The sequence below is a fragment of the Seonamhaeicola algicola genome (genome assembly GCF_007997385.1).
Lineage (GTDB): Bacteria > Bacteroidota > Bacteroidia > Flavobacteriales > Flavobacteriaceae > Seonamhaeicola > Seonamhaeicola algicola.
In genome coordinates this window covers 146,991-172,030 of the sequence record NZ_VOSC01000033.1, presented here as the reverse complement: position 1 = coordinate 172,030, position 25,040 = coordinate 146,991, and the positions used below count along the sequence as shown (strand labels likewise).

21 protein-coding genes and 1 tRNA gene are annotated in these 25,040 nt (G+C 32.3%); 10 read left to right on the top strand and 12 right to left on the bottom strand.

The window, feature by feature from the left end:
* Positions 1-7: 7 nt before the first annotated feature.
* The 7 genes from arsM to FUA26_RS14475 all read right to left on the bottom strand — a co-directional run bounded on the left by arsM (position 8) and on the right by FUA26_RS14475 (position 5,981).
* Positions 8-976: an arsenosugar biosynthesis arsenite methyltransferase ArsM gene (gene arsM, locus FUA26_RS14505; RefSeq protein ID WP_147137711.1), complete on the bottom strand. Its 969-nt coding sequence runs from the start codon at positions 974-976 to the stop codon at positions 8-10.
* A 71-nt stretch (positions 977-1,047) separates the two neighbouring features.
* Entirely contained in the window at positions 1,048-1,860 is an 813-nt protein-coding gene (locus FUA26_RS14500) for a purine-nucleoside phosphorylase (protein WP_147137708.1), read from the bottom strand.
* The gene (locus FUA26_RS14495; RefSeq protein ID WP_147137706.1) at positions 1,854-2,483 is read right to left on the bottom strand and encodes a TIGR04282 family arsenosugar biosynthesis glycosyltransferase; all 630 of its coding nucleotides are present in this window, start codon (positions 2,481-2,483) and stop codon (positions 1,854-1,856) included. Before FUA26_RS14495 ends, FUA26_RS14500 begins: the two co-directional genes overlap by 7 nt.
* Positions 2,476-2,967: a rhodanese-like domain-containing protein gene (locus FUA26_RS14490; RefSeq protein ID WP_147137703.1), complete on the bottom strand. Its 492-nt coding sequence runs from the start codon at positions 2,965-2,967 to the stop codon at positions 2,476-2,478. The genes FUA26_RS14495 and FUA26_RS14490 overlap by 8 nt, the downstream gene beginning before the upstream one ends.
* A gap of 11 nt (positions 2,968-2,978) precedes the next feature.
* Complete coding sequence (arsS, locus tag FUA26_RS14485; RefSeq protein ID WP_147138295.1) at positions 2,979-4,034, bottom strand: arsenosugar biosynthesis radical SAM (seleno)protein ArsS; 1,056 nt, start codon at positions 4,032-4,034, stop codon at positions 2,979-2,981.
* A 225-nt stretch (positions 4,035-4,259) separates the two neighbouring features.
* Positions 4,260-4,595 carry an arsenosugar biosynthesis-associated peroxidase-like protein gene (locus FUA26_RS14480; RefSeq protein WP_147137699.1) on the bottom strand — a complete coding sequence of 112 codons (336 nt, stop codon included), beginning with the start codon at positions 4,593-4,595 and terminating at the stop codon, positions 4,260-4,262.
* 243 nt (positions 4,596-4,838) lie between these two features.
* Positions 4,839-5,981, bottom strand: a complete 1,143-nt coding sequence (locus tag FUA26_RS14475; RefSeq protein WP_147137696.1) for an acyl-CoA dehydrogenase — start codon at positions 5,979-5,981, stop codon at positions 4,839-4,841.
* An 88-nt stretch (positions 5,982-6,069) separates the two neighbouring features.
* Here FUA26_RS14475 and FUA26_RS14470 point away from each other — a divergent pair, with 88 nt between their 5' ends.
* From FUA26_RS14470 to FUA26_RS14435, 8 genes are all read left to right on the top strand, one after another.
* Complete coding sequence (locus FUA26_RS14470) at positions 6,070-7,134, top strand: anhydro-N-acetylmuramic acid kinase (protein ID WP_147137693.1); 1,065 nt, start codon at positions 6,070-6,072, stop codon at positions 7,132-7,134.
* Between the two features lie 158 nt (positions 7,135-7,292).
* Entirely contained in the window at positions 7,293-8,519 is a 1,227-nt protein-coding gene (locus FUA26_RS14465; RefSeq protein WP_147137690.1) for a Glu/Leu/Phe/Val dehydrogenase dimerization domain-containing protein, read from the top strand.
* 12 nt (positions 8,520-8,531) lie between these two features.
* Positions 8,532-10,007: a sodium/proton antiporter NhaB gene (nhaB, locus tag FUA26_RS14460; protein ID WP_147137687.1), complete on the top strand. Its 1,476-nt coding sequence runs from the start codon at positions 8,532-8,534 to the stop codon at positions 10,005-10,007.
* Positions 10,008-10,057: 50 nt separating this feature from the next.
* Complete coding sequence (locus FUA26_RS14455) at positions 10,058-10,744, top strand: MotA/TolQ/ExbB proton channel family protein (protein ID WP_147138293.1); 687 nt, start codon at positions 10,058-10,060, stop codon at positions 10,742-10,744.
* A gap of 1 nt (position 10,745) precedes the next feature.
* Positions 10,746-11,138 (top strand): ExbD/TolR family protein, encoded by a 393-nt coding sequence (locus tag FUA26_RS14450; RefSeq protein WP_147137684.1) that lies wholly within the window; start codon positions 10,746-10,748, stop codon positions 11,136-11,138.
* An 8-nt stretch (positions 11,139-11,146) separates the two neighbouring features.
* A complete protein-coding gene (locus FUA26_RS14445; protein ID WP_147137681.1) occupies positions 11,147-11,995 on the top strand; it encodes an energy transducer TonB in 849 nt (282 codons plus the stop codon).
* Between the two features lie 3 nt (positions 11,996-11,998).
* Entirely contained in the window at positions 11,999-13,216 is a 1,218-nt protein-coding gene (locus tag FUA26_RS14440; RefSeq protein WP_147137678.1) for a bifunctional folylpolyglutamate synthase/dihydrofolate synthase, read from the top strand.
* A gap of 83 nt (positions 13,217-13,299) precedes the next feature.
* Positions 13,300-13,374: transfer RNA gene (locus FUA26_RS14435), tRNA-Val, on the top strand.
* 62 nt (positions 13,375-13,436) lie between these two features.
* On the opposite strand, the gene FUA26_RS14430 is transcribed toward FUA26_RS14435, so the two are convergent.
* From FUA26_RS14430 to FUA26_RS14420, 3 genes are read right to left on the bottom strand one after another with little or no spacing between them, the layout of a single operon-like run.
* Positions 13,437-14,471, bottom strand: a complete 1,035-nt coding sequence (locus tag FUA26_RS14430; RefSeq protein ID WP_147137676.1) for an ABC transporter permease — start codon at positions 14,469-14,471, stop codon at positions 13,437-13,439.
* 5 nt (positions 14,472-14,476) lie between these two features.
* The gene (locus FUA26_RS14425) at positions 14,477-15,412 is read right to left on the bottom strand and encodes an ABC transporter ATP-binding protein (protein ID WP_147137673.1); all 936 of its coding nucleotides are present in this window, start codon (positions 15,410-15,412) and stop codon (positions 14,477-14,479) included.
* A gap of 2 nt (positions 15,413-15,414) precedes the next feature.
* A complete protein-coding gene (locus FUA26_RS14420; protein ID WP_147137670.1) occupies positions 15,415-16,566 on the bottom strand; it encodes a COG1470 family protein in 1,152 nt (383 codons plus the stop codon).
* A gap of 342 nt (positions 16,567-16,908) precedes the next feature.
* Between FUA26_RS14420 and FUA26_RS14415 the strand changes: the two genes are divergently transcribed.
* Positions 16,909-17,679 carry a LuxR C-terminal-related transcriptional regulator gene (locus FUA26_RS14415; protein ID WP_147137668.1) on the top strand — a complete coding sequence of 257 codons (771 nt, stop codon included), beginning with the start codon at positions 16,909-16,911 and terminating at the stop codon, positions 17,677-17,679.
* Between the two features lie 144 nt (positions 17,680-17,823).
* Here FUA26_RS14415 and FUA26_RS14410 read toward each other — a convergent pair whose 3' ends face one another.
* Complete coding sequence (locus FUA26_RS14410; protein ID WP_147137665.1) at positions 17,824-19,098, bottom strand: UDP-N-acetylmuramoyl-tripeptide--D-alanyl-D-alanine ligase; 1,275 nt, start codon at positions 19,096-19,098, stop codon at positions 17,824-17,826.
* 88 nt (positions 19,099-19,186) lie between these two features.
* On the bottom strand, positions 19,187-20,881 hold the full coding sequence (gldJ, locus tag FUA26_RS14405) for a gliding motility lipoprotein GldJ (RefSeq protein ID WP_186826925.1): 1,695 nt from the start codon (positions 20,879-20,881) through the stop codon (positions 19,187-19,189).
* Between the two features lie 264 nt (positions 20,882-21,145).
* On the opposite strand from gldJ, the gene porU reads away from it, so the two are divergent.
* Positions 21,146-25,030, top strand: coding sequence for a type IX secretion system sortase PorU (porU, locus tag FUA26_RS14400; RefSeq protein ID WP_147137659.1), 3,885 nt, complete (start codon positions 21,146-21,148; stop codon positions 25,028-25,030).
* Positions 25,031-25,040 lie beyond the last annotated feature (10 nt).

Sequence of the window (25,040 nt, the reverse complement as noted above, 5' to 3'; positions counted from 1 at the left end):
TATGTTTTTAGCAGCAACCACCACCATCATAATGGTAAGTAGATTTGCTTATAAAAATATCATCTCTGTTAAGCTTTGCTAAAGCGCCAGCAGTTTTATCACAAATAGCCAATGGCTGATTTTTAAGTAAAATATGGCCAGCGTTATCATCAAAGAAATCATTTTCACCAAAATAAATAGCAGCTTTTCCTGTAAATACACATGGGCCGTCTGCAGGCATAGGGTCTTTTATAGCAGCCACTTCAATAGATTCAATGTAAATTAATTCATTAGTATCATAATCTTTGGGGCTTAATATTCTGTAAGGCTTTCTGGCTCTAATTTCAATAGTGCCAAAACCAGCATCGGTTAGCATTTTTACGTATTCGTTAATTGGTAAACTACCGCTTAAGCAAAGGGCTCTTAAGCGTTCGTCATTACGTAAATTGTTGTTCATGGGTTGCTCACAAGTGGGATCGCTCATTACTAAACGTCCGTGAGGTTTTAGTACACGGTACATTTCGGCAATAGCTTTTTTTAAATCGGCTTCTTTAAAAATATTGAATAAACAATTTTGCGCCGCTACATCAATGCTGTTGTCTTCAACAGGTAAATTTAGGGCGTCACCTTTTCGTAAATCTACAAACTCACTTTTAAACCAAGGGTTTTGTGTTTCGGCTTCAATAAAATTTTTTCGTGAAGCTTCAAGCATTTCATCAACTACATCTATACCAATTACACCGCCTTTTTCTCTGTTGAAATATGAAAACTGAAGTAACTCCATGCCGCCACCAACACCAACATATAACATTTTAGGATTGTTTGATAAATCACGCGCATGCACTGTTGATCCACAACCATAATTCATTTCTTGCATTATTTTAGGAATTTTTAATCCGGGTAATTCCCAAATAGGATTGGTTGTACAACATAAACCAACATCGGGCGTTAATGCGGCCTCTTTATATACGTTTTTTGTGGTTTCTAAGTAACTCATGATTTAGTGTTTTGTTTTTAAGTATGCGTTTTTTAAGTTAAACTTTGATTAGTAGATAACTGAAAATGGCGCTATAAACTATTAATAAGTTCTTTAAACAAGGTAATCATATTGGGTTCTGCTTTGGCAGCATTTGCAATAATATCATCAATGTTTACAGGTTCTAAGTTATCTGGGTCGCATTCATCTGTTAAAACTGACACCGCAGCTACTTTTAAATTCAAGTGGTTGGCAACAATAATTTCAGGCACAGTACTCATACCAACGGCATCTGCACCTATAATTTTAAGCATACGGTATTCTGCTCTGGTTTCTAGTTGCGGACCAACTACCGATGCATAAACACCTTTGTGTAGTGTAATATTGTGGGTTTTTGCTATGCTTTCAAAAGTATTGTTTAATTTTTTATCATAAGGCGCGCTCATATCAGTAAAGCGTTCTCCTAAAAGCGATACGCCCTTGAAGGCAAGTGGCGAGCTACCTTGAAGGTTTATGTGGTCATCAATAAGCATAAGTTCGCCTTTTTTGAAATTTAAATTTATGGCTCCGGCTGCATTAGATACTAAAAGCGTTTTAATACCAAGTTTTTCCATAATTCTAACAGGAAATGTAACATCTTGTAACGTGTAGCCTTCGTATAAATGAAAACGCCCTTGCATTACAATTACTTTTTTACCTTCTAAATTACCGTAAATTAGTTTGCCTTTATGAAACTCTACCGTAGCAGTAGGGAAATTTGGAATGTGGTTATAGCTAACCTCTTTTAAAATTTCAATATGATTAAGCAGTTGCCCTAAACCTGTACCTAAAATAATACCAATTTCAGGAGATTTAAACCCTTTTTCTTCAAGGTATTCTGCGGTTTCTTCTATGTATTTTAACATGATTGTTTTTTAAGTTTTTCTTGTAATTCTACATTTAATTTGTAAAAGGTTGATGCTTTTAAATCATCAAACGTATCAATGTCATTTAAAGTTTCTAAAGTACTAAATGTAATGTTATTTTCTTGTAACTCTTTGGTGGTTTCTTGTAGTAAATTTGGCTGGCTCCAAGGTTTATTTTTAAAAACTGATGGCGTCATTTTTGATAAGCCAATTAGGTAATATCCACCGTCATCGGCGGGCCCAAAAACGCATGTGTTGTTTTCTAATTTGGTTAGTGCATTTTGTATGATGCTTTTGTTAATATCGGGCAAATCAGAGCCTATTAAAACCACACGTTCATAACCGTCAGCAAATGCTTCTGTAAAGGCGTTTTGCATGCGTTGCCCTAAATTGTTACCGTTTTGCACGTAGGCTTCAGTATTAGGCCACGTATTATTTTCAATAGTTTCAGAGAAATAAATACGCTTGCTAATATTTAAGTTATTAATAGCATTTTTAGTAATGCCTACTAAAGTATTGTATATAAACAGGGCGTTTTTGTTGCCAATTGTTTTGGCAAGCCTTGTTTTTACTTTACCAAGTTGGGCGTTTTTTACAAAAACAATAATTAATTCTTTACTCATAAATTTTAGTACCTTTTTTTAACCATTTGCTCCATGGTTTTGAAAATGTATGAACGTTTTCAGTTTCTTTTTCTTCGGAATTAAAAACAGGATTTCCATTATTTTTCCATTCAAAAATGCCTCCGTAAAGGTTGTAAACATTTTTATAGCCAATTTGTTGAAGTTTTTCAGCAATATCTTCAGATCTTATTCCTAGAGAACAGTATACTACAATTTTTGAATTTTTGTTTGTAAGTTTTGCGGTAACGCTATCTAAATTAAAATTGTTGTATCCTACAAATACAGCGTTTTTAATGTGGCTTGTGTTAAACTCGTAGGGTTCTCGGGCATCTAGAAGAATTATTTTTTCAGTTGTTTTTAAACTGTCAACATACATGTAAGGTACGCTTTCAGTGTTATGTTGTTTAAGTAGTTTATCTAGTTTTTTTTGTGAAAACCCTAAACAAGAAGTTAATGTTACTAGTGAAATTAATAGCTGTTTCATGGAATAAAAAATTAAGCTACTGTGCCTTGGCAGCTGCTGCCAGCACCGGCAGTACAACCATAACAATGTTGTGAAATTACTATGTTTCGGTTTTCTAAAAGTGCTTCGTTGTATTCTGAAATGTGTTTTACTTTGCTATTAACAGGCAGTGCTAACATTTGGTTAAAATCGCAATCAAATAAATAACCATCCCAACTTACAGATAGTGTGTTAGTACACATTACATTTGAAACGGCTGAAGGATTGTAGGCATCAACTAATTGATACATGTAATCTTCATAATTGTCTGAAGCAATTAAATAATCTAAAAAGCGGCTAATAGGCAGGTTTGTAATAGCAAATAAATTATGAAATTGAATGCCAAAATCTTCTAAAAGTGCTTTTTTAAAATCTTTTTCCATAGCAGCTTGGTTACCAGGTAAAAATGCACCAGAAGGATTGTATACTAAATCTAATTTTAAACTACTATTTGGCATGCCATAACCAATAGCATTTAAGTCTTTTAAAGCCTGAATAGATTTATCAAAAACACCATCACCACGTTGTTTGTCTGTTTTTCCACGTGTCCAGTGAGGCATAGAGCTTACTATATGAACGTTGTGTTTTTTGAAGAATTCAGGTAAATCATGGTATTTTTTATTGGCTCTAATAATTGTAAGGTTTGAACGTACAATAAAATCTTTAATACCAGCTTTAGCAGCTTCTTCAACAAACCAACGAAAATTAGGATTCATTTCTGGTGCTCCGCCTGTTAAATCTAAGGTGTGGGCGCCAGTGCTTTTAATAACGTTTAAGCATTGTAGCATGGTTTCGCGTGTCATTATTTCTTGTCGGTCTGGACCCGCATCAACATGGCAATGTTCGCATACTTGGTTGCACATGTAGCCTACATTAATTTGTAGTATTTCAAGTTTTTTAGCTTTAAGCGGAAACTGATTGGTTTCAGAAATTTTATCTTTAAAAGTTGGTAATTCGCCGTTTTGGAAAATGCCATATGAAAGAATTTCTAATTGTTTATTACTTTGCGCTAAATTACTTTTGCGTTTATGTAGTGACTGTGTTTTTATATTCGTCATATTGCTGCTGTAAAATACTTTTAGTTTTGGTTCATTATATATTGATACAAAACGAACCAAAAAATGAAATCAAAAACAGGAAATTGTTAAAGCAAGATTCTCTTTCTGCGTTTTACGCTTAAAGCTGCGTTGTGGCTCTTCACGCTTTACTTTATCATTTTTCAGATTTTTGATACTTCTGACTGTATCGTAATTAGGGGTTTAACTTTTTACTATTTACCCGTCCAGTTTATTAACTTTATTCATCATTTGTACACCGTGCACTAAAGTTGCTCCGCTTTTAATGGCAGCACCAACGTGTATGGCTTCCATCATCTCTTCTTTTGTAACACCGCGTTGTAAACCGTCTTTTGTGTAAGCGTCAATGCAATAAGGGCATTGTTCGGTATGCGCTACAGCTAAGGCAATTAGGCTTTTTTCGCGTGCTGTTAAGGCACCTTCTTCAAAAACTTTACCGTAATATTCAAAAAATTTATTGCCTAATTCTTCGTTCCATTCAGTTATTTTTCCAAATTTTCTTAAATCGGCCGGATCATAATATGTTTTTTGCATAATTTTTAATTTTATCTAAAAATATAAAAATGTTTCTTTTCAGTCGGTAAATAATAGCCTTCTTACAAAATAGATGATGTTTTGTGTTTATTAAAAAGAAAAGCTTTTAGCAATAACGGGTATTACTAAAAGCTAATAATTATGGTGTTTTGAGTTTTTTATTTTAAAAACCCAAACAAAAGCAATTTACAGCACGCATCAAAACAACTAACTATTGTGAGAAATTAGTTTAGTGCTCTAGGTTTAATCTCTTAAAACGCTTCTAGAAATAACAATTTTTTGTATTTCAGAAGTTCCTTCGTAAATCTGTGTTATTTTGGCATCACGCATTAAGCGTTCAACATGGTATTCTTTAACAAAACCATTTCCGCCATGAATTTGTACGGCCTCAACGGTATGTTTCATGGCAGTATCAGAGGCGTGTAACTTAGCCATTGCCGAAGATTTATCGTAATTATTACCTTGGTCTTTATCCCAAGCAGCTTTCATTACTAGCATTCTTGAAGCTTCAATATCGGTATACATGTCTGCAAGTTTAAAAGCTATAGCTTGGTGGTTTGCTATTTCTGTACCAAAAGCTTTACGTTCTTTACTATATTTTAAAGCAAGTTCATAAGCTCCAGATGCAATGCCAAGAGCTTGAGCAGCAATGCCAATACGTCCGCCAGATAAGGTTTTCATGGCAAATTTAAAGCCAAAACCATCCTCTCCAATTCTATTGCCTTTAGGTACTTTTACATCGTTAAACTGTAGTGTGTGTGTATCACTACCACGAATGCCTAATTTATCTTCTTTTGGGCCTATGTGAAAGCCTTCCATACCTTTTTCAACAATAAATGCATTAATGCCTTTATGACCTTTTTCTTTATCGGTTTGGGCAATTACTAAATAAATGTCAGATCTTCCACCGTTTGTAATCCAATTTTTAGTACCGTTTAATAAGTAGTGATCTCCTTTGTCAATGGCAGTGGTTTTTTGTGATGTGGCATCACTACCGGCTTCGGGTTCGCTAAGGCAAAAAGCTCCAATACTTTGCCCGCTTGCTAGTTTGGTTAAATATTTTTGTTTTTGCTCTTCGGTTCCGTAAGCTTCTAGACCATAGCAAACTAGTGAGTTGTTTACGGAAACCATTACAGATGCTGATGCATCAATTTTTGATAGCTCTTCCATAATTAAAACATACGAAATAGTATCCATGCCGCTGCCACCATATTTAGGATCTACCATAATACCCATAAAGCCTAAATTGGCCATTTTTTTTACTAATTCTTCAGGGAATTCTTGTTTGTTATCTCTTTCTATAACACCGGGTAGTAATTCGGTTTTTGCAAACTCTCTAGCGGCATTTCTAATCATTATATGTTCTTCGGAAAGTGTAAAATTCATAGCTGATCTAAAAAAATTATTAACGAATATTGACAAATATACTATTTTAGGTGTGATATTTTTAAAGATAATATATATTTTTGTTAATATGATAAAAAATAGCTACCGTGTAATTGGGGTAATGTCAGGGACATCGCTTGATGGAATAGATTTAGTGTATGCCACTTTTAGGTATGATAAACAGTGGTGTTTCAATATTTTAAATGCAGATACAATACCTTATAACAGCACATGGAAATTAGCATTGAAAGATTTAGTGCAAAAAGATATTGAAGCTTTAAAAATAATTGATGCAGCGTATACCAATTACCTAGCTAACATAGTAAAACAATTTATTGAAAAATATAAAATAACTGAAGTAGATGCGGTTTGCTCACATGGGCATACGGCTTTGCATCAACCAGAAAATAAACTAACGTACCAAATAGGGAATTTACCAGAATTGGCAAGCATAATTGGTTGTAATGTTGTGTGCGATTTTAGAGTGCAAGATGTTGAGCTTGGTGGACAAGGAGCACCTTTAGTACCAATTGGCGATGCTTTGCTGTTTTCAAATTATACCTATTGTTTAAACTTTGGTGGTTTTGCAAATATATCTACACAAGTTGATAATAAACGCGTAGCTTTTGATGTTTGCCCTGTAAATATTGTGCTTAATCATTATGTGAAAACTTTAGGGCTAGATTTTGATGATAAAGGCCAATTAGCATCAAAAGGAACCGTTAATTATAATTTGTTAAATAAGTTAAATGCATTAGCATTTTACAATTTACAAGCACCTAAATCATTAGGGTTAGAGTGGGTAAATACACATGTTTTACCTTTAATTGATGCTTCAGAAAAAAGCATAAAAAATATTTTAAGAACATTTGTAGAGCACATTGCTATTCAAGTTTCAAAAGTTGTAAAAAATAGTAGCGCTAGTAATGTTTTACTAACAGGTGGAGGTGCTTACAATACGTTTTTATTGTCTAGAGTTCAGGAATTTACAAATGCAGAAATTATTATACCATCAAAAGATATAATAGAGTTTAAAGAAGCGCTTATTTTTGGTTTTCTAGGAGTTTTAAAATTACAGGGCCAAAACAACTGTTTAAAAAGCGTAACTGGAGCCAAAAAAGACCATAGTTCAGGCAAAATATACCTTTCTTAAAAATAACCCAAAATTAATATTTAAGCAGCTAAGTTTTTTATATTTGTTACTTTAATAATTTAAAGAAACATTTTTAAGATGACTCAACTTTAGCTGCACTAAATTATACTTCAAATAAAATTTACAAAACTTAAGTTGAATTCTCACACACACAAAAAATGAAAGAATTATTAAAAAAATACGAAAACAAAAAACCAGAAATAGTTTTTAATTGGAAAGACGCTGAAACTGACGCCGAAGGCTGGGTGGTAATTAACTCACTTAGAGGTGGGGCAGCAGGTGGCGGAACACGCATGAGACAAGGGTTAGATATGAACGAAGTGTTATCATTAGCCAAAACAATGGAAATTAAGTTTACCGTTTCTGGTCCTGCCATAGGAGGTGCTAAATCTGGCATAAATTTTAATCCTAAAGACCCAAGAAAAAAAGGCGTTTTAGAGCGTTGGTATGCGGCCGTATCACCATTATTAAAGAGTTATTATGGTACAGGTGGCGATTTAAATGTTGATGAAATACACGAGGTAATACCAATTACAGAAGAAAGCGGTGTTTGGCATCCGCAAGAAGGGGTGTTTACAGGTCATTTTAAGCCTACCGAAGCCGATAAGATTAACAGAATAGGCCAATTAAGACATGGCGTTATAAAAGTTTTAGAAAACCCTATTTACTCACCAAACGTAGTAAAAAAATATACAGTTGCAGATATGATTACTGGTTTTGGCGTTGCCGAAGCTGTTAAGCACTATTACAGTATTTATGGCGGAGATGTAAAAGGAAAGCGTGCAGTTGTGCAAGGTTTTGGTAACGTTGGTGCTGCTGCTGCGTTTTATTTATCACAAATGGGTGCCAAAATTGTAGGGATTATTGATATTGTTGGTGGCGTAATAAATGAAGAAGGTTTTACATTTGAAGAAATAAGTAATTTCTTTTTGTCAAAAAAAGGCAATACAATTGAAGCTGATAATTTAATACCATTTGAAGAAGCGAACAAACGCATTTGGACTATTAATACTGAAATATTTGCACCTTGTGCAGCCTCAAGATTAATAACAAAAAATCAAATAGATGAAATGATTGATAGTGGCTTAGAGGTCATTTCATGTGGTGCCAATGTGCCTTTTGCCGATAAAGAAATATTTTTTGGCCCTATAATGGAACATACAGATTCTCGTGTGAGTTTAATACCAGATTTTATTTCTAACTGCGGAATGGCACGTGTGTTTGCATATTTTATGGAACGTAAAGTGCAAATGACAGACGAAGCAATTTTTAACGATACATCAAACATTATAAAAAAAGCAATAGAAAAAGTACATGGCAAAAACCCCAAAAAAACAGGTGTTAGTGCTACTGCTTTTGAAATTGCTCTAAACCAATTAATTTAAAATAAAACATTTATGTTAAAGTATTTTTTAGGCAATAGCCCCAAGTGGTTTAAACTAACCATGATTAGTTTTTTAATATTTAATATTATTTCATATTACACTTTAGGCAAAACAATAACGTCATGGGTTTTTATAGGCGAGTTTATTTTTACACTTGCCATGGCATTAAAATGTTACCCATTACAATCAGGTGGGTTATTGGCTATAGAAGTTTTAGCATTAGGTTTGACAACACCACATAATGCCTATCATGAGGTAGATCAAAACCTTGAAGTAGTACTATTATTAGTATTTATGGTAGCTGGTATTTACTTTATGAAACCGTTGCTAATGTATATTTTTAGTAAGGTGTTTACTAAAATTAAATCTAAAATGGTACTGTCGTTACTATTTGTGTTTTTAGCAGCAGTATTATCGGCGTTTTTAGATGCTTTAACAGTAACAGCAGTATTAATTAGTGTTGCCGTAGGTTTTTATGGTGTTTATCATAAAATACATTCAAGTGAATCAACAGATTATGACGATTCTGGTGTTATAGATAGAAAAGAATTAAGTGGCGAAACATTAGAACAATTTCGTAGCTTTTTACGCAGTTTAATTATGCACGGTGTTGTAGGTACTGCTTTAGGAGGTGTTTGTACATTGGTAGGAGAACCTCAAAATTTATTAATAGGTGAACGTTTAGGATGGGATTTTATTCAATTTTTCTTACAAATGGCGCCAATAACAATACCAGTTTTAATTGCTGGCTTAATAACTACAGTAGTTTTAGAACTTACCGGATGGTTTGGTTTTGGAGAAAAACTACCACCCGTAGTGGCTAATATAATTGAAAACTATACAATTGAACAAGATGCACAACGTTCAGATAAAGAAAAGTATGGCTTAATTGTACAAGCAGTATCTGCTATATTATTAATAGCTGGTTTAGCACTACACATTGCGCCAGTTGGTTTTATTGGTTTAGCTTTAATTATTGTACAAACAGCCTTTATGGGTATTATTGATGAGCATAGTTTGGGGCATGCTTTTGAAGAGGCACTACCATTTACAGGTTTGTTAGTAGTATTTTTTGTAATTGTAGCCATGATTCATGACCAGCATTTATTTAGTCCAATAATTCAATGGGCTTTAGCACAAGATCCCGCATCGCAACCTGGCCTATTTTATGTAGCAAATGGCTTTTTATCTGCAATAAGTGATAACGTTTTTGTAGCAACAGTGTATATTGGCGAAGTACAATCTGCATTTCAAAGTGGTGCTATTGATAGAGAGCATTTTGAAAAATTAGCCATTGCAATAAACACAGGTACAAACTTACCAAGTGTGGCCACACCTAATGGTCAAGCAGCATTTTTATTCCTATTAACATCGTCATTAGCACCATTAATTAATTTATCTTATGGTAAAATGGTAAAAATGGCATTGCCTTACACTATTGTGCTAGGTGGTTTAGGCTATTTAATGGTAAAATTTGTGTTAGTATAATTTTATTGTAATACATTCGTTACTTTAGTTAAGTAAAAATATTTTTTATGATGTTACAAACCCCACAAGAAACACCTGAATTAGTTGATGGTGAATCTGTTGAAAAAACACTATCTATTATTGAATTAATAAGTAGTGGTGGTGCAGCAGGACAAATAATTATAGCTATACTTTTTGTATTGCTAATAGTTGCAACCTACATTTATTTTGAAAGATTGTTTGCTATAAAAGCAGCTTCAAAAATTGATGCTAATTTTATGAATCAAATTAAAGACCATGTAAGCAACGGTAAAATTGATTCGGCACAAATGCTATGTGCACAAGCAAACTCTCCAGTTTCAAGATTAATTGGTAAAGGAATTACCCGAATAGGAAAGCCTTTGGCAGATATTAATACTGCCATTGAAAACGCAGGAAGATTAGAAATTTATAATCTAGAAAAAAACGTTAGTGTGTTAGCAACCATATCAGGCGCAGCACCAATGATTGGGTTTCTTGGTACAGTAATTGGTATGATATTATCAATTTTTGAAATTGCAAATTCAGGAGGTCAAATAGATATTAAGTTATTAGCCGATGGCTTATATACAGCCATGACAACCACTGTTGCTGGTTTAATTGTAGGTATTGTTGGTTATATAGCTTATAACCATTTGGTGGTTAAAACCGATAAGGTGGTTTATCAAATGGAAGCTAATTCATTAGAGTTTTTAGATCACCTAAACGAGCCAACATAATATGAATTTTAGAGGAAGAAATAGAGTAACACCAGAATTCAATATGTCTTCAATGACAGATATTGTTTTCTTACTTCTAATATTTTTCATGTTAGCTTCAACATTAGTTACCACCAACGCTATAGATATTTTATTGCCTAAAGCAAGCGGTAAAACCGAAAACAAAAAGTCTGTAGCAGTAAGCATAAAAAAAGATTTAACCTACTACATAGACCAAAAACGTGTTGGTGAAAGTGTTTTAGAAAATGAATTGCTATCGGCACTTTCAAAAGTAGACAAACCAACCATTGTTTTAAGGGCTGAAAAATCAGTTCCCGTTGAAAACGTGGTTAAAGTAATGGATATAGCTAACCGAAATAAATTTAAAGTAATATTAGCCGTAAGGCCTAATTAAAAACTTAAATGAAGTACTTTAAAACAAAGCATGAAAAAGATTCAGCAAAAATTACAGCATTAATTGCTATAATTGTGCTATTGCTATTGTTTGTGGTAGGGCCACCATATCAAGATCCGCCAGAAGAGTACGGTGTAGCTGTAAACTTTGGAACTACAAATTTTGGAAAAGGTAATGTGCAACCTAAAGCGCCTGTAAAATCTGAGCCCAATGAAGTAAATAAGCCGCCACAACCTGATGTTTCTCAACCACAACCTACAAAAACTTCTGAAGTAAAAGAAGAAGTTATTACTGAAGAAAATGCTGAGTCTATAGCCATAAAAAAACAAAAAGCGGCTGAAGCTAAGGCTAAAGCTATTGCAGAAGCAAAAGCAAAGGCAGAGGCAGAACGTATTGCTAAAGAAAAGCGAGAACAAGAAGAGAAAAAGAAAAAGTTAGATGCTTTAATTGGAGGTGTAAGTAAATCTAAAGGTACTGAAACCGGTAGTGAAGGAAATGATGATAAAGCTGGCGATAAAGGACAGTTAGATGGTAACCCGTACGCACCAAGTTATTTTGGTGGGTCAGGGCCCGGTAAAGGTGGCGTAGGTTATGGTTTAGGAGGTAGAGGTAGGCCTACAAAATCTATTTATAAACAAGATTGTAATGAGTTTGGGCTTGTTGTAGTAAAAATAATTGTTAATCGTAACGGTAACGTTATTGAAGCCGTTCCTGGTGTAAAAGGAACTACAAACACAGCCAAATGCCTGCTAGATCCAGCAAAAAAAATAGCATTATCACATAAATGGCCCGCCGATTCAAAAGCACCTGCAAAACAAATAGGTTTTGTTAGTATCAATTTTGATGTAGGTAATTAATTTATGACGTATCAAGAAACGCTTAATTGGTTGTTTGCGCAACTTCCAATGTATCAAAAACAGGGCGATTCGGCCTATAAAGCAGATTTAAGTAACACGCATCTGCTGGTAAATCATTTAAAACATCCGCATAAAAAAATTAAAACTATTCATGTAGCAGGTACCAATGGTAAAGGCTCTACAAGCCATATGTTGGCATCAGTTTTACAAGAAGCGGGTTATAAAGTAGGGTTGTATACATCGCCTCATTTAAAAGATTTTAGAGAGCGTATTAAAATTAACGGTAACGTTGTTAGTAAACAATTTGTAATTGGTTTTATAAAACGAAATAAACCTTTTTTTGAAGCTAATAAATTGTCTTTTTTTGAAATGACAGTTGGAATGGCTTTTGAATATTTTGCAAAACAAAAAGTTGACATAGCAGTTATTGAAGTTGGTTTGGGTGGAAGGTTAGATTCTACAAACGTTATTACACCCGAAGTATCTGTAATTACAAATATAGGTTTAGATCATACAAAGTTTTTAGGAAATACATTAGAAGCAATAGCAGGAGAAAAAGGTGGTATAATAAAACCTAATGTTCCTGTAGTAATTGGTGAAACTCAAATTGAAACAGCTCCAGTTTTTAAAGCTTTAGCAAAGAATAATAAAGCAAAAATTACTTTTGCTGATGCTGTTGTTAAAACAAATTTGGTTAGCGATTTAAAAGGTGTTTATCAATCTAAAAACATTAAAACAGCATTACAAGCTATTAATGAGTTAAAGGCACGTGGTTTTAAAATATCTCATAAACATATAAAAGAAGGTTTATTAAGTGTTGTAAAAAACACAGGGCTTTTAGGAAGGTGGCAGGTTTTAAACCAAACACCAAAGGTTGTATGTGATACGGGGCATAATAAAGAAGGTTTGCAACTTGTAATGCAACAGTTAAAAAATGAATTATTTGATAACTTACATATTGTTTTTGGTGTTGTTAATGATAAAGATTTATCATCAATTGTAGCATTGTTGCCAAAAAAAGCTACGTATTATTTTTGTAAACCCGAAATTTCTAGAGGTTTACCAGCAAAAGATTTACAAAGTGCTTTTAAGGATTATAATTTAATTGGTAATGTGTACGGTTCTGTAAATGAAGCTTATAAAGCAGCGTTGTCTTTTGCAAAATCTACAGATTTTATATTTATAGGTGGTAGTACTTTTGTTGTTGCAGAAATAATTTAAAATTTTTTAAAAAAAGTTTTTGCAGAACGAAAAACTAGGTTATATTTGCATCCGCAATCAGGAACAATGATTGTTAAACACAAGGGCGCGTAGCTCAGTTGGTTCAGAGCACTTGGTTTACACCCAAGGGGTCAGGGGTTCGAATCCCTTCGCGCCCACAAAGGCTTCCAGAAATGGAAGCCTTTTTTTATTCATTCTTTTATTTTCAAAATATAATTGTTTACGGCCTAATTTCTTTCCTCATAAAAATATAATATGATAGTGCAAAACAGAAAATAGTAGCAGCTATTAAACCTGTTAATTGAGGCCAAACTATAATTAAACTGTCAGTTAGTGTTAAAGCTGATGGTATAGCGCCTAATGTTTCTGTAAATGATAAAGGACCTAAGCTTCTAACCGATGGCATTAATAGTGTAGTGGAAGCATCAGTAAATAATTGATTTGGAGCTATGTTTAATAAGCCTGAAAAAAACTTTTTAATATTAATTACTTTATCAAGTTGAGATGCTCTTTCAGGAATAAAGGTTTTGGCAGCAATATTTATAATTATTTGATAAAAAACTGAAAAAAATAGCCAAACACCAATACATGTTAGAGCAGAAGTAGATGCTTGTTTAAATTTAATAGAAAATAATATAGATAGGTTTAGCCAAAATGAAACATATAAAATGGTTAATGTTGTAAAAGCCATTATCCTAATAAATTCATTAAAAGTTGGTGTTAAACCAGAAAATAATATACCAAACCCAATAAAAATAAAGCTTAATGAGAAAAATAAGATTGAAATTATAGTTAATGCAGAAACAAACTTAGCATTAATTACATAATCTCTATGTATTGGTTGAGAAATTACTCTTACCAGTGATCCGCTATTGTGTTCTGAATTTACGGCATCAAAACCAAGACTAATACCCAGTAACGGACTCATAAAGCTCATAAACAATAAAAAAGAAGGTAATGAGCCATCTGTAGCTGTAAGCAGTTTTAAAAAAGCAAACATATTGTTTGGGTCTTTGGTGTTATGTAATGCTTCATTTAAATGACTCATTGCATTATAAAGGGTGCCAAAACATGTTAGAATAATTAAAACAATTAGAATAATGAAACGTAGACTACGTACATGATCTGAAATGTCTTTCTGTACCATAACCCAAAACGGATGTGTTTGTTGGGGGGTGTTTACGCCTTTAAAAGTGTATTTTAATGTTTCAAGACTTTTAAATACCGGATTTTTAAGTTTATTTATTGTTTCCATTTTAATTAAAAATAACGTTGGTAAATATCATCTAACCCATAACTTTTTACATGTAAATGATTTATATTAAAATTGGCGTTTACAATTGATTTTACAATAGGTGTTGTGTTGTCATCACTACAATTAATAATTAGTTTTTCTGAAATAATTGAAACTTTACTTGCTAGTTTATTTTGTATTAAAAGGTTTTTTATAGTGTTTAAATTACTTTCATGATTTTCTTTTAATTTAATTTCAATTGTATGGGATTCTTCATTAAATATTGATTTTGCTAATGTATTAATATCGCCCTGTGCTATTAAATTTCCATCTACAAAAAGGCCTACTCTGTCACATACCTGTTGTACTTGGTGTAAATGATGCGATGATAATAAAACTGTAATACCCTCTTCTTTACTTAGTTTATATATTAATTGCAAAAATTCTTTAATTCCTTTAGGGTCTAAGCCAAGTGTTGGCTCATCTAAAATTATAACACTTGGGTTTTTAATTAATATATCGGCTAAACCTAAGCGCTGTTTCATACCTCTAGAATATGTGCCTACTTTTTGGTTAGCATTATTGTCAAGTCCAACTCTGGTTAGTAATTCTTTAGCTTTTTTTGTAGCTATTTCTGTTGGTATGTTATTTAAACGCGCTATGTAAATTAAATTTTCTAAACCTGTTCTGTTATTGTAAAAGCCTAAGTTGTCAGGTAAGTAGCCTACGTGCTTTTTTACTTCAATTGGGTTTTTTGTTGCGTTGTAATTGCAAACCCAAGCGTTTCCGTTGCTAGGTTCGGTTAGCCCTAATAACATTAAAATAGTTGTAGATTTTCCTGCACCATTGGGGCCTAATAGTCCAAAAATTTCCCCTTTTTTTATTTCAATATTTAAATTGTTAACCGCAATAAAATCTCCGTATTTTTTTGTTAAATTTTTAAGTTTTATAATAGGTTTCATAATTATCTTCTTCCATATTTTCGTATTAAATAATAAACACACCCAATAGCAAATACTATAATTAAAATACCAAACCAACCAGAGAGTATTGAGGTGTGAACGGTTACTCTAAATTTTTGTTTAGAAGAAGTTTCAGAAGCTTTTACATTAAAATTAACTTCATAATCACCAGATAGAGCATGGTCAAAAACATTTATAGTAGCTTCAATTTCTTCAGATTTTCCTGCTTCAATTACAGGGATTTCTTCAGGAGAAAAATCTACAGTCCATTTTGGAGGTGTTAGGCCTTTAGGAACAATTTTGTTTAATGCAGAAGAGCCATTATTAGTAATTAAAAGTTTAATTTTTTTGCTTTCGCCAGCATTGGCATGGGTGCTTAATAACCCATTATGTGTTGTAATTTTAATATCATAAGAGCCAGTTATAACGGTTTCTAAATCTATTTTTTCATAAATATTACCAGATCTTATAGAAACAGGTATTTTATATGTGCCAGATTTAATAAAACTAGCAGGTTTTACTTCAATAAATACGTTTTGGGTTTGATTTGCTTTAACGCCAACAGAAGAAACTTGTTTACCATTAGCTTTAAATGTAACATACCATCCGGCAGAAGGACGTGTTGCTTTTAATGAGTATACTTGGTCTTCGGCAGTATTGTTTTTTATGGTGGCATTATATGAAAATGAAGCATCAGATGCACCCTCAATATTAGGTTGTATACAACTAAATTCAGTTTGGTAAATACCATTTTTAGAAACAATAACAGTTAAAGGAAGTGAACTGTAACCCTCAGCTATTACTTTAAATTTATAAGAACCTTTATCTACTTTTAAAGGAACTTTAATTTTTAATGAAAGTTTTTCTTGTTTTTTAGGTAAAATAGAAATTTGTTCAATATTCCAACTATCATATTTTAACTCATAACTCCAATCTTTAGGTAGGTTAACTAGCTTTATGTTTGAAGTTTTTATTGAATTGCTATTATTTATAGCAGTTAGGTTGTAATTAACATCTTGCCCTGGCGGAACTTTAATGGTTGTTATTGGGGTGTGCAATGAAACGCTTTGGGCGCAAGTGAGATTTGGAAAAAAAAAGAAGATTAAAGTTAAAAAGCTAAAAAAAGAATACAGACGTGTTTTGTGTGTAAGCATGATTTAGATTGATTAAAATTAAAAAACTAATTAAAATAGCATTTGAAATTTAGCAACCTTCTGTTCATTTTTAAGAAAAAACAAAAGATTGAGTCTTAAAAATGCCGCACTAAATTATTTAAAAAAGTAATATTGAAATCTTAAAAAAAATATAAAAGTAAGGGTGCTCTTTTTAGAAGTCCTTTTTTTTATTTAAATTATTGTAAAACAAAATTTTATTGTTTCTAATTGGTTTAGAGATGTTATGTTTTATTCTTTTTTTGAATGAAAAATTTTGATTTTTTTAACATTTTAATTAAAAATTGTTTAGTTAAAAAAGAGGTTTAATTGAATTTATAAAACATGGATATTAAGGAAATTAGAGAAGTTTATAAGCAAGTTTTTGTTTCTTATGATAACCCATCGTTAGAAAAACACATAAATAAAATCATTGAACTTGATGAATATTGGCCATATAGTTCTACGTTTTTTTGTTTAACTAATACGCAAGATTTGTCATTTGGGTATGTAAGTAAAAACATGACTGCTTGTTTAGGATTAGATAAAGAAGATTTTTATAAAGGCGGAATGAAATATTTTTGGAGTAGAATTCATCCAGATGATTTAGAGCCTTGGCTAGCTGCTTTAAATGATTTAATGGTGTTTACACTAGATTCTATTGACGAACCTGATAGAAAAAAAATGAATTATACTTGGAATTATAGGCTCAAAAATGGTAATAATCAATATGTAAATGTAATTCAAAACACAACACCTTTGGAGCTTGATTCTCATTTAAAACCAATTATTGGTTTAGCTCATTACACGGTTTTAGAGTCTGCTATTAAAATGGACATAACAGCAACAGCAAAGTTGCTAAACTGTAAAAATGAATATGAAACTAAGTATTTTAACAATTTGTCTCAAAAACTATTAACAGATAGTATTAGTAATAGAGAACGAGATGTTATACGGCTGTTGGTTTTAAGTAAAACTAGTAAAGAAATTTCAGCTAAATTAAATATAAGTTCTCATACAGTTGATACACACCGAAGGAATATATTAAAAAAGCTAAAACTATCATCTACTGGCGAATTAATAGCTTTGGTTAAGGCTAATAAAATTATAATTTAATTAATTCAGTATTAAATATACTCAAATTGAGTATTGTATTAATTGTTCAGTTTTTAGATTTTTACAGTGCTATTAATTAGTTTCTTAGGGAGAAGAACAGAAAAGTGTTGCCAAAATTGTATAATTTGAAGCAACACTTTTTGCTTACAATAAATTTAAAGTACGCTCTAAAGCCATACCTCTGGAGCCTTTTATTAAAAGTGTTGTGTTTAATTTATTATTAATTGAAAATTCAGTTTTAAAAGCATCAAAAGTTTTAAAAAATGATGCTTTAGGGTTTTTAATTGCAGTTTTAAAGAAATTTTCTCCAACAAATATAATGGTGTCAATTTGTAATGAAATAGCTAAATTGGCAATGTTTTGGTGTTCTTTTTCGGCTTCAATACCTAATTCAAACATATCTCCTAAAACAGCTATTTTATAGCCTTCTTGTTTTTCAAAATTTTGTAACGCAGCTTGCATGCTAGTAGGGTTTGCGTTGTAAGCATCTAAAATTATTTTTAAATTTTCTTTTTGTATAATTTGTGATCTATTGTTGTTAGGCTTATAGCTTTCTATAGCTTTTTTTATAGCACTATCATCTACTTTAAAATAATTGCCAATAGTTATAGCTGCGGCAATATTGTTATAATTATATGCGCCAATTAAATTGCTGTGTATTGCTGTGTTGTTATATTTAACTTTTACATTTGGTTGTGCTTCAATAAAAGCAGTTTGTACGTTTGATGTACTGTTGCCAAAGGTGAAAATATTAGTGTTGTGTGTTTTTTTAACTTGAATAGGGTCTTCAGAATTTACAAAAGCTGTTTTGTTGTTGGTAATTAAGTAATCATACATTTCGCTTTTACCTTTTATAACCCCTTCAACGCCACCAAAGCCTTCTAAATGCGCTTTTCCAAAATTTGTTATGTAACCATAGTTTGGTTTAGCAATTTCACATAAAAAGGCTATTTCTTTTTGGTGGTTTGCACCCATTTCAACAATGCCAATTTCAGTGGTTTTGTCCATTGAAAGTAGCGTAAGTGGCACACCTATGTGGTTGTTTAAGTTGCCAATAGTTGCTACTGTTTTATATTTTTCTGAAAGAACTATATTTATTAACTCTTTTGTGGTGGTTTTTCCATTGCTACCGGTTAAAGCAATAATAGGTAAGTTTAAATAGCTTCTGTGGTAAGATGCAAGTTGTTGTAAACTATTAAGTACATTGTTAACTAAAAATATGTTAGGGTGTGTTGCGTATTCAGTTTCATCAACAATGGCGTATTTAGCACCTTTTTCTATGGCTTGTTCAGCATATTTATTACCGTTAAAATTTTCTCCTTTTAGAGCAAAAAATAGTGCGTTTTTTTCAATATTTCGTGTATCTGTATTAGCCTTTGTGCATTCTAAAAAAAGTGCATGAAGTTGTTTTGTGTCCAATGGTTTGCTAAATTTTATTAAAAATAAAAGTATTAAAAAAGTCCTAACTTTTGGTTAGGACTTTTAATTTATGTTGAAAAACTATTTATTAGTTTTTACTTTTTGATTTGCTTTTTGATTTTGAACCTACACGAGACATTGCACATCTAAATCCAATATAATCTGTAGCCATATCTTCAGGGAAATAGCGTCTTTGAGCAGGGTCTAACCAGTATTCTCTATCTTTCCAAGAGCCACCTTTGTAAACTCTAACGTTATCATTAATTAAAGAAGTTCTGTTGTTGTTTTTGTCATATTCTCTAATAATGTTTCCGTCTTCATCTCTAGTTACTGAGTGTTTTGGTGAGTTATACATTAATCTGGTTTCAGATTTTGTGTTTTCACCATCTTCGTCTTCATCATTAAAGCTTTCAAAATATCTTGAAGAACGTTTATCTCCGTCTCTAAAGTTTATTTCGTTACTTCTGTCAAAGTTTGTACGTAAATATGTTTCGTTTTCATCAATAGGTACTTGTACTATTTCACCAGGTAAGTTTCTTGCAATAACTTTTCCATTAGGTAACGTGTCGTATTTAATATCATCAACAGTTACTACCTTTACACTACCATCATCATTTATAGCGTTTTTGGTGTAAACGTTTCCACGGTAGTAGTTAAAGTCGTTAAAATCATCATCAACAATAGGTCTGTAAACATCAGCAACCCATTCAGCAACGTTTCCTGCCATATCATACAAACCAAAATCATTAGGAGCGTATGATTTTACAGCGTTTGTTATATCGGCACCATCGTCTGACCAACCTGCAATTCCGCCATAATCACCTTTACCTTGTTTAAAGTTGGCTAATTGATCACCACGGTATTTTCTACTTCCGTTACGTGTGTATTGTCCGTCCCATGGGTATTTTTTTCTACCACGGTATAAATTGTAATTTCTTAATTCACTTAAACCTAAAGCAGCATATTCCCATTCTGTTTCAGTTGGTAGTCTATATTTAGGAGAAATAATACCGGTTTCTCTAGTGGCGTAAATATTAGTTTCATTACCATCGGCATCGGTTTGAACGTTTCTTCTATTTCTGCCGTCTCCGTTTATAATTTCTTCATTACCACCGTAAGTTAAAGTAGGTGCGTTAATATAGGTATCTGTATTAAAAGTAGCTTCAGCTTCAACATCAGTAATTTTAGCATCACGTTTTAAATAACCAGCTCTTTCCAGGTAGTATTCGTTAACACGATCAGACCTCCAATTAGCAAATTCAACAGCTTGAATCCAGCTAACACCAACTACGGGATACTCACCATAACCTGGGTGGCGTAAGTAGTTTTCTGTCATTACTTCATTGTATCCTAAACGGTTTCTCCAAACTAATGTGTCTGGTAACGCACCGTTATAAATGGCTCTGAAATTATCTTCAGATGGCGGATATACTCTTTTAATCCAATCTAAATATTCCATATACATGGCATTGGTAACCTCAGTTTCATCCATGTAGAATGATTGTACGTGTTGTTGCGTTGGGCTATTGTTCCAATCATGCATTACATCATCTTGTACGCGGCCTTTTGTAAAAGTACCACCTTCAATAAACACTAAACCTGGGGCAGTTTCTTGTTCTTTAAAGTCTGTGTTGTACTGAAAGCCTCCTTCTCTGGAGTTAATTTGCCATCCGGTAGCTCTAGAAGTGTTTTTAGAACTAGAAGATTTTTTACAACTAGTTGTAACCCCTACAAGGGCTATAACTAATAAAATCTTGAATGCTACTACTTTTTTCATATACATAAGTTTAAGTAAGCTAATTATATTTTTGGTGCTGCAATATAAGAATTTAACCTAATAACGCAAGCTATTTTTTGCATTTTGTCCAAAAAAATGTGTATTTCACCCTTTTTTTAATGCTTTTTATCGATGTTTTCAGCGTTTTAAACCATCGTTTTGTGTTGTAATAACGCCTATTTAACCAATTTATTATTGTATTTTTGTTTATATTATTTAAAATTGTTGTTTTTAAATACTATGGCGCTTTGCAAAGCGTTATTAAAGCGAATGAAAAAGAAAATAGCATTAATTTTTTTAGTTCTTGTAGCATACACACATGCGCAACAAAAACAGTTTACCATTAATTGGGAAGCGCCAAAAACCATTACAACAGGTAGTTTTACGTTTAAAATACCATCATTTAATGAAGAAAATTTAACGTTTAATTTTGAGGAAGGTTTAAAGTTTAATGCCCAATGGCCCGTAAACTCAGCGGTTAACGAAGCATCAGTGAAAATTACCAATATTTCGTACGCTTCAATTTCAAAAAACGACTTGTTTGATGTTGATTTAGAAACGATTCCAACTAGTTTAAAATTTTCTTTAAAAAACTCTGTAACTAGAAACAAACGTTTTGCTTTTTTTCAAATATCACCAATTATAAAAGATGTAAATGGAGCCTTGAAAAAAGTAACCGCTTTTAGTATTAATTACACTAACGGAATTTCACAAAATTTAGCATTTAAAAATAATCAGTTTAAAACATCAAAAATAGTAACCAATTCAGTGTTAAGTTCTGGTAGTTGGTATAAATTTTATGTTGATACTACAGGTGTTTTTAAGCTTTCAAAAAGTTTTTTACAAAAATTAGGGGTTAGCGTTAATTCTATTGATCCAAGAACTATAAAAATTTATGGAAATGGCGGCCGTATGATTCCGTTTTTAAATGCAGAGCCATACCCGTTTGATGTTGTAGAAAACGCCATTAAAGTAGTTGGTGAAGAAGATGGTGTGTTTGATAATAACGATTATGTTTTGTTTTACGCACAAGGGCCAAAAATGTTTAATGCAGAAAGCAATACACATATTAATTGTTATACCAATAAAACGTACTACTATATTAATGTAGGTTCTGGTTTTGGCAAGCGTATAAGTGCTTTTGTGCAACCAACAGCTGCTGCAAACCAACAAATAAACACGTTTCATGATTATAAGTTTCATGAAAAAGATGAGTATAATTTAGCTTTTTTAGGAAGACGATGGTTTGGTGATAGGTTTGATATTGAGAACACAAAAACGTTTACATTCAATATGCCAGATTTAGTAACCACGCAGCCTGTTAATTTAAAAGTTTATGTAGCAGCAGTTTCACCTGTGGTTTCAACCATGGAATTGATTGTAAATGGTAATAGTGTTACAGGCATAAATATGCCTGCAAACTCAGATAGAGTGTTGGCTACCCAAGGCAGTTATATAGGAGATGTTAATGTGAATACTAATGAAATAGAGGTAACACTTAACTACAATAACCAAGGGAATCCAAGTGCTGTAGCGTATGTAGATTATATAAGTGTTGAGGCTGAAAGACTTTTGAATTTTAACGGTAAACAATTTCAGTTTACTAATAAAAATGTAGCTATAGCCTCAGGTATTGGGCAGTATAATATTAGTAATGCTTCTGATGTTTCTGAAGTGTGGGATGTTTCTGATATTTACAATGTAACTAACTTTGTGCCTACTGAACCAGCTAATAATTTAACTTTTAAGGCTAATTTAGGTGAAGCAAAAACGTATGTTGCCGTTACTTCAAAAGACTACTTTACACCAAGTTATGATAGAAATACAACAGTTGTAAATCAAAATATTAAAGGCACTATTTTTAATGATGCTAATGGAAATTTTAAAGATATAGATTATTTAATTGTAGCACCTGCAAACATGGTATCTCAAGCAGAACGGCTAGCAGAAATAAACAGAGGTCAATATAATTTGAATGTAAAAGTATTAAGCTTAGAGCAAATTTATACAGAGTTTAGTACCGGAAACCAAGATGTTGGTGCTATTAGAAACGTGGTTAAGTATATTTATGATAACGCCAGTGCTCCTGCAAACCGAATTAAATATTTATGCTTATTAGGCGATGCTTCTTTTGATTATAAAGATAGAATAAACAATAATACTAATATTGTACCCTCATGGTATTCATACAACAGTTTTAGTTTAACAGATTCGTTTGTGTCTGATGATTTTTATGGTATGATGGATGATACTGAAGGTAACATGAACACCAGTAATAAGCTTGACATTGCAGTTGGAAGAATTTTAGCAAAAACACCACAGCAAGCCAAAGAAATGGTTGATAAAGTTGCATCATATTACACAAAAGAATCTTTTGGTGCTTGGCGTAATAATTTTGTACTTGTATCTGATGATGTAGATAAAGATTGGGAAGGTATTTTACAAGAAACTACAGATGAAATAGGTAATTTAGTGTCTAATGAAAAGTCATTTATAAATTCTGTAAAAATTCATACCGATGCTTATCAACAAGAATCATCGGCTGGTGGTGATAGGTATCCGCAGGTAAATACAGCGTTTGTAAATGCCGTAGATAATGGCGCTTTAGTTGTTAATTATTTTGGTCATGGTGGTGAAGATGGGTTGGCCGAAGAACGTATATTTCAAAAAACCGATATAGAAAGCCTTCGTAATTTTTGCAAACTAAGCTGTTTTGTAACTGTTACCTGTGAATTCACAAAATTTGATAATCCTTTTAGAGAAACTGCAGGTGAATTAATGTATTGGAACAAACAAGCAGGAGCTATTAGTTTAATAACAACTACAAGACAAATTTTTGTACCAACAGCTATTAGGTTTAATAACGCTTTAGGGCAATACCTGTTTTCTTATAGTGATGATGATGCGTACTCAGATTATGAATACCCATCAATGGCCGAGGCTTTAAGGCTAACAAAAACAGATCCGATGTTGTCAAGTGAAATTCAACGCAGACTTATTTTCTTCATAGGAGATCCTGCAATGAAACTTTCTATACCAAAACCCAATATTCGCTTAACAAAATTAAACGATGTTGATATCACTACGGCTACAGATACGCTAAAAGCTTTAGGTAGAGTAAAATTAACTGGCGAGGTTACCGATATTTCAGGTAATAAATTAACAAATTATAATGGTACGCTATCAACTACAATATATGATAAGCCAATTAGTAGGCAAACGTTGGCTAATGACGGCACAAGAAATAATGGCGAAGTTGTTAAACTAGATTTTACAACCTTAGGCGAAATAATTTTTAGAGGGCAAGCTTCTGTAACTAACGGAGATTTTGAGTTTAACTTTGTAGTGCCTAAAGATATTGGTATTCCTGTTGGTTTTGGTAAAGTAAGTTTTTATGCTAAAAATAAGAGTTTGCTAGAAGATCAAACAGGTGCAAGTACAAATGAAATAAGAATTGGAGGTATTAATGAAAATGCCGAAGCAGATAACATAGGGCCAGTTATTACATTATATATGAATGATGAAAATTTTGTATCTGGTGGCATAACAAATGAATCGCCAACCTTGTTAGCTAAATTAGAAGATGAAAATGGTATAAATACAGCAAGTGGCATTGGGCATGATATAGTAGCTATAATTGACGGTGATGAAACCACCCCTGTAGTTTTAAATGATTATTATCAAACAGAAGTAGATGATTACCAAAAAGGTGTTGTAAGTTTTCCGTTTAGAGATTTAGAACCTGGTTTGCATACCCTAACACTAAAAGCTTGGGATGTTTACAATAATTCTTCTATTGCTGAAATTCAATTTGTAGTACATAATGAAAACCAAGAATTAGTTATAGAAAACGTATTAAATTACCCAAATCCGTTTGTAAATTATACAGAATTTTGGTTCAATCACAATAGTTCAGCACCTTTAAACGTTTCTATACAAATATTCACAGTGTCTGGTAAATTAGTAAAAACCATAAATGGGCAAACAACAGGCGGTATAAAAGCAACAAGTTCACTCTCTAGAGATATTATTTGGGATGGGCGCGATGATTTTGGTGATAAAATAGGAAAAGGTGTTTACGTTTATAAATTAACCGTACATTCAAACCTATTAAATAAAAAAGTTGAAAAAATACAGAAACTTGTAATACTCTAATAAAAAATTA

Excerpts from the sequence above, each read along its gene's own strand:
- arsM (WP_147137711.1), bottom strand. The coding sequence starts at position 976 with ATGAGTTACTTAGAAACCACAAAAAACGTATATAAAGAGGCCGCATTA.
- FUA26_RS14500 (WP_147137708.1), bottom strand. The coding sequence starts at position 1,860 with ATGTTAAAATACATAGAAGAAACCGCAGAATACCTTGAAGAAAAAGGG.
- FUA26_RS14495 (WP_147137706.1), bottom strand. The coding sequence starts at position 2,483 with ATGAGTAAAGAATTAATTATTGTTTTTGTAAAAAACGCCCAACTTGGT.
- FUA26_RS14490 (WP_147137703.1), bottom strand. The coding sequence starts at position 2,967 with ATGAAACAGCTATTAATTTCACTAGTAACATTAACTTCTTGTTTAGGG.
- FUA26_RS14480 (WP_147137699.1), bottom strand. The coding sequence starts at position 4,595 with ATGCAAAAAACATATTATGATCCGGCCGATTTAAGAAAATTTGGAAAA.
- FUA26_RS14475 (WP_147137696.1), bottom strand. The coding sequence starts at position 5,981 with ATGAATTTTACACTTTCCGAAGAACATATAATGATTAGAAATGCCGCT.
- FUA26_RS14470 (WP_147137693.1), top strand. The coding sequence starts at position 6,070 with ATGATAAAAAATAGCTACCGTGTAATTGGGGTAATGTCAGGGACATCG.
- FUA26_RS14465 (WP_147137690.1), top strand. The coding sequence starts at position 7,293 with ATGAAAGAATTATTAAAAAAATACGAAAACAAAAAACCAGAAATAGTT.
- nhaB (WP_147137687.1), top strand. The coding sequence starts at position 8,532 with ATGTTAAAGTATTTTTTAGGCAATAGCCCCAAGTGGTTTAAACTAACC.
- FUA26_RS14455 (WP_147138293.1), top strand. The coding sequence starts at position 10,058 with ATGTTACAAACCCCACAAGAAACACCTGAATTAGTTGATGGTGAATCT.
- FUA26_RS14450 (WP_147137684.1), top strand. The coding sequence starts at position 10,746 with ATGAATTTTAGAGGAAGAAATAGAGTAACACCAGAATTCAATATGTCT.
- FUA26_RS14445 (WP_147137681.1), top strand. The coding sequence starts at position 11,147 with ATGAAGTACTTTAAAACAAAGCATGAAAAAGATTCAGCAAAAATTACA.
- FUA26_RS14440 (WP_147137678.1), top strand. The coding sequence starts at position 11,999 with ATGACGTATCAAGAAACGCTTAATTGGTTGTTTGCGCAACTTCCAATG.
- FUA26_RS14430 (WP_147137676.1), bottom strand. The coding sequence starts at position 14,471 with ATGGAAACAATAAATAAACTTAAAAATCCGGTATTTAAAAGTCTTGAA.
- FUA26_RS14425 (WP_147137673.1), bottom strand. The coding sequence starts at position 15,412 with ATGAAACCTATTATAAAACTTAAAAATTTAACAAAAAAATACGGAGAT.
- FUA26_RS14420 (WP_147137670.1), bottom strand. The coding sequence starts at position 16,566 with ATGCTTACACACAAAACACGTCTGTATTCTTTTTTTAGCTTTTTAACT.
- FUA26_RS14415 (WP_147137668.1), top strand. The coding sequence starts at position 16,909 with ATGGATATTAAGGAAATTAGAGAAGTTTATAAGCAAGTTTTTGTTTCT.
- gldJ (WP_186826925.1), bottom strand. The coding sequence starts at position 20,881 with ATGTATATGAAAAAAGTAGTAGCATTCAAGATTTTATTAGTTATAGCC.
- porU (WP_147137659.1), top strand. The coding sequence starts at position 21,146 with ATGAAAAAGAAAATAGCATTAATTTTTTTAGTTCTTGTAGCATACACA.